4 protein-coding genes are annotated in these 3,747 nt (G+C 68.0%); 2 read left to right on the plus strand and 2 right to left on the minus strand.

Going from position 1 to position 3,747, the window contains the following annotated elements; genetic code table 11:
- Both CV1CTNOD_RS26390 and CV1CTNOD_RS08155 read right to left on the minus strand, forming a co-directional pair.
- Nucleotides 1–280: ATP-binding cassette domain-containing protein (locus CV1CTNOD_RS26390; RefSeq protein ID WP_242606488.1), on the minus strand; the 280-nt coding region annotated here is incomplete at its 3' end.
- Nucleotides 281–417: 137 nt separating this feature from the next.
- The gene (locus tag CV1CTNOD_RS08155) at nucleotides 418–966 is read right to left on the minus strand and encodes a transcriptional regulator (RefSeq protein WP_242606493.1); all 549 of its coding nucleotides are present in this window, start codon (nucleotides 964–966) and stop codon (nucleotides 418–420) included.
- 367 nt (nucleotides 967–1,333) lie between these two features.
- Between CV1CTNOD_RS08155 and CV1CTNOD_RS08160 the strand changes: the two genes are divergently transcribed.
- Together CV1CTNOD_RS08160 and sufB are read left to right on the plus strand one after the other, a co-directional pair.
- Nucleotides 1,334–2,242: a helix-turn-helix transcriptional regulator gene (locus CV1CTNOD_RS08160; RefSeq protein ID WP_131785538.1), complete on the plus strand. Its 909-nt coding sequence runs from the start codon at nucleotides 1,334–1,336 to the stop codon at nucleotides 2,240–2,242.
- Nucleotides 2,239–3,663, plus strand: coding sequence for a Fe-S cluster assembly protein SufB (sufB, locus tag CV1CTNOD_RS08165; protein WP_131785539.1), 1,425 nt, complete (start codon nucleotides 2,239–2,241; stop codon nucleotides 3,661–3,663). The genes CV1CTNOD_RS08160 and sufB overlap by 4 nt, the downstream gene beginning before the upstream one ends.
- The last annotated feature ends 84 nt before the right edge of the window (nucleotides 3,664–3,747 follow it).

Below are 3,747 nucleotides of genomic sequence, written 5' to 3' on the forward strand. Positions count from 1 at the left end.
CACCGGACTGGAGCATGACCCCCACCCGGGGGCGCAGGACGGATGCGTCGCGCCCGGGGTCGAGACCGAGCACCCGAACGTGGCCGGCGTCCGGGCGCCGGAACCCCTCGCAGATTTCGATCGTGGTCGTCTTGCCGGCGCCGTTCGGGCCGAGCAGAGCCGTCACCGAACCTGTCACAACGGTCAGTGACAGATGGTTGACGGCGTGTACGGCTCGGTTCGAACGCGGCCAGTAGGTCTTGACCAGGTCAGAAACCTCGACTGCCAGGTCATCCGCCACACTCGCGATCCTACGGACGATCGCACCCGTTGGTGCGATCGGAGCCCCCTCGGATGCGGCCAGAACCCACCAGGGACCCCTTCGGAACCCACTGGGGAACCATGGACGGGAGGTTATCCGCGGATGGAGGCTTCAGGTCAGGAACGGGGCTGGCCGCGCCGGCCGCGGGGCGGTGCGGGCCGCTGCCCGGATCCCGGCTCGGCGAGCGCGCCCCATGCGCCGAGGCGTTCGTAGAGCAGCGGCGGCGTTGTGCTGTAGAGCCGTGCCAGCGAGAGCAGATCCGTGCGACGTAGACGCAGCACGTCCCGGGAGTTCTCCGAGCGCAGCACCTGCACGATCGCGATCCAGCGTCGCAACGGGCCGGTGCGGGTCGGTGGCAGTTTGCGCAGCCGGTGCAGGTCGATGGCCAGCGGTGGCAGCCCGACCAGTTCGGAGCGGTCCGTCTGCGACGGGATGAGCATGACCGCGGTCACGTCGTAGAGCTCGGCCAGCTCCATCAGGCGATGTACCCGCAGGGAGCGGTGTCCCCGCTCGTAGGCGCCCAGGGTGCCGGCGGTCCAGCGTCCGTTCGTCCGTTCCTGGACGTCGACGAGGGACATGCCGCGACGGTGGCGGGCTGCTCGTAGCCGGCGTCCCAGCTCCGCGGCGTAGTTGTCGGTCCGGGGGTCTGTGTCGGCTCTGCCGATGCCGGCCTTTTCAGCGTCGAGTTCGCGAGCGCTGTGGTCGGCCTCGGTCACGGTCTCCGTCCGGGTCGCGTCGAGCCGGAGACGCCATCCGTCCCCGGCCACAGCCTGTCAGGAGTTGGTCTGTGAGATGGTCGGTTCGCACGATGACACGCAGATGCAGGTGGTCTCCGTGTGGTAGCGCGACGGACCGGTACGAGGACGGCCACGGCCCTGCGGGTGTGGCGGATCAGACGCTCGTCCCGAGTGTGCGCTCTTTGCCCAGGTCGGATGCCACGATGGTCCGGTACTTCGACAGATCACGTCGTACCTGCGGGCCGGAGGGTTAGACCCTCGGCGGGAAATAAGGCACAGTGGTGTTGTGAAAAGCATGCCCGACACCTCCAACGGTACGGCGGCCGACGGCCGGACCCGTGACCGTGTCGTGCGCCTGCTCCTGGAGCTCGGCCCCTCGACCGCGGTCACCCTTTCCGCGAACCTCGGCCTGTCGCCGGCGGCAATCCGGCGGCATCTGGACGCGATGCTCACGGAAGGCGTGATCATGACCCGGTCGGCCCGCACCCCGGGCCCGCGCGGCCGCGGTCGTCCGGCTCGGGTCTACCAGCTCACCGCTGTCGGTCACGCGGCCGGCCCGACCGCGTACGAGGACCTCGCCACCAGCGCGCTGAGCTTCCTCGCCGACGTCGCGGGCCACGCGGTCGTCGCGGAGTTCGCCGAGGCGCGCGCCGCCGATCTGGAACGGCGGGTCAAGGGCGCGGTCTCCCGGGCCGACCCTGCCGACCGGCCGGCGGCGCTGGCGGCGGCGATGTCCGCCGCCGGTTACACCGCAAGCGCCTCGCAGCTTCCGACGGGCATCCAGATCTGCCAGCACCACTGCCCCGTCCAGCATGTTGCCGAGCAGTTTCCCGAGCTCTGCGGCGCGGAGACCGCCGCGTTGTCACGGCTGCTGGACTCCCACGTCCAGCGGCTCGCCACCATTGCCCATGGTGACGGGGTGTGCACGACGCATGTTCCGCTGGAAGCCCGGGACCTCCAGCGGCGTGACGAAAGTCATGATCGTTCCGTTCGGGCTTCCTCCTCCTTCGCTGTGGTCGGAGAGGCAGACCCGGGCCGGCCGGGGGATCCGGTCCACCCAGGGGATCCGGTCTATCCGGGCGCACCCGAACCGCCCGCACCGCCCGCGGTGTCGCGCTCCTCACCAGTCGGTTCACCGACGTCCGTCCCACCTGTTTCCACGCCCCCCGCCACTCTCACCTCCTCGGAGGGTCCTGCCATATGACCACAACTCCCGAGACCGAGATCGACAGTCGGCTCGAAGGACTGGGTTCCTACAAGTTCGGCTGGTCCGACACGGACGCGTATGCGGCGACCGCTGAGCGCGGATTGTCCGAGGCGGTCGTCCTGGGCATCTCGGCCAAGAAGAGCGAGCCGGAGTGGATGACCCAGCTTCGGCTCAAGGGTCTGAAGCTGTTCGGCCGCAAGCCCATGCCCACCTGGGGTGCGGACCTGTCCGGGATCGATTTCGACAACATCAAGTATTTTGTCCGTTCGACCGAGAAGCAGGCGGAGAGTTGGGACGACCTGCCGGCGGACATCCGCAACACCTACGACAAGCTCGGCATCCCCGAAGCCGAGAAGCAGCGTCTGGTCTCCGGCGTGGCGGCCCAGTACGAGAGCGAGGTCGTCTATCACAAGATCCGTGAGGATCTTGAGGAGCAGGGCGTCATCTTCCTCGACACCGACACGGGCCTGCGTGAGCACCCGGAGATATTCCAGGAGTACTTCGGTTCGGTCATCCCGGTCGGCGACAACAAGTTCGCCGCGCTGAACACCGCGGTGTGGTCCGGCGGCTCCTTCATCTACGTCCCGCCGGGCGTGCACGTGGAAATCCCGCTGCAGGCGTACTTCCGCATCAACACCGAGAACATGGGCCAGTTCGAGCGGACCCTGATCATTGTTGACGAGGGTGCCTACGTGCACTACGTCGAGGGCTGTACCGCGCCGATCTATTCCTCCGACTCGCTGCACTCCGCGGTCGTGGAAATCATCGTGAAGAAGAACGCCCGCTGCCGGTACACGACCATCCAGAACTGGTCGAACAACGTCTACAACCTGGTGACCAAGCGGGCCGCCTGCCAGGCCGGCGGCACCATGGAGTGGATCGACGGGAACATCGGTTCCAAGGTGACGATGAAGTACCCGGCCGTGTGGCTGCTCGGCGAGCAGGCCAAGGGCGAGGTGCTCTCGATCGCGTTCGCCGGCGCCGGCCAGCACCAGGACGCCGGCGCGAAGATGGTGCACGCCGCGCCGCGGACGTCGTCCACGATCGTGTCCAAGTCGGTGGCCCGCGGCGGTGGCCGGACGTCCTACCGCGGTCTGGTCCAGATCAAGGAAGGCGCGCACAACTCGCGGGCGACGGTGAAGTGCGACGCCCTGCTGGTCGACACGGTCAGCCGGTCGGACACCTATCCCTACGTCGACGTCCGGGAGGACGACGCCTCCATCGGGCACGAGGCCACCGTGTCCAAGGTCGGGGAGGACCAGCTCTTCTACCTGATGAGCCGCGGGTTGTCCGAGGACGAGGCCATGGCCATGGTCGTGCGCGGGTTCGTCGAACCGATCGCCCGTGAACTGCCGATGGAGTACGCCCTCGAGCTCAACCGGCTGATCGAGCTGCAGATGGAAGGCGCGGTCGGCTGATGGTGACAGCACCCGTCCACAACGGTTCGCCGGACGGATCGTCCGCCGGTACCGGTGTTGGTACCAGCGTGACCGTGCCGGTAC

The sequence above is a fragment of the Protofrankia symbiont of Coriaria ruscifolia genome, from assembly GCF_900634745.1.
GTDB classification, from domain to species: Bacteria; Actinomycetota; Actinomycetes; order Frankiales; family Frankiaceae; genus Protofrankia; species Protofrankia californiensis.

What these genes read in the sequence shown, in the direction of transcription:
- CV1CTNOD_RS08160 (WP_131785538.1), top strand. Translation starts at nt 1,334, where the DNA reads ATGCCCGACACCTCCAACGGTACGGCGGCCGACGGCCGGACCCGTGAC.
- sufB (WP_131785539.1), top strand. Translation starts at nt 2,239, where the DNA reads ATGACCACAACTCCCGAGACCGAGATCGACAGTCGGCTCGAAGGACTG.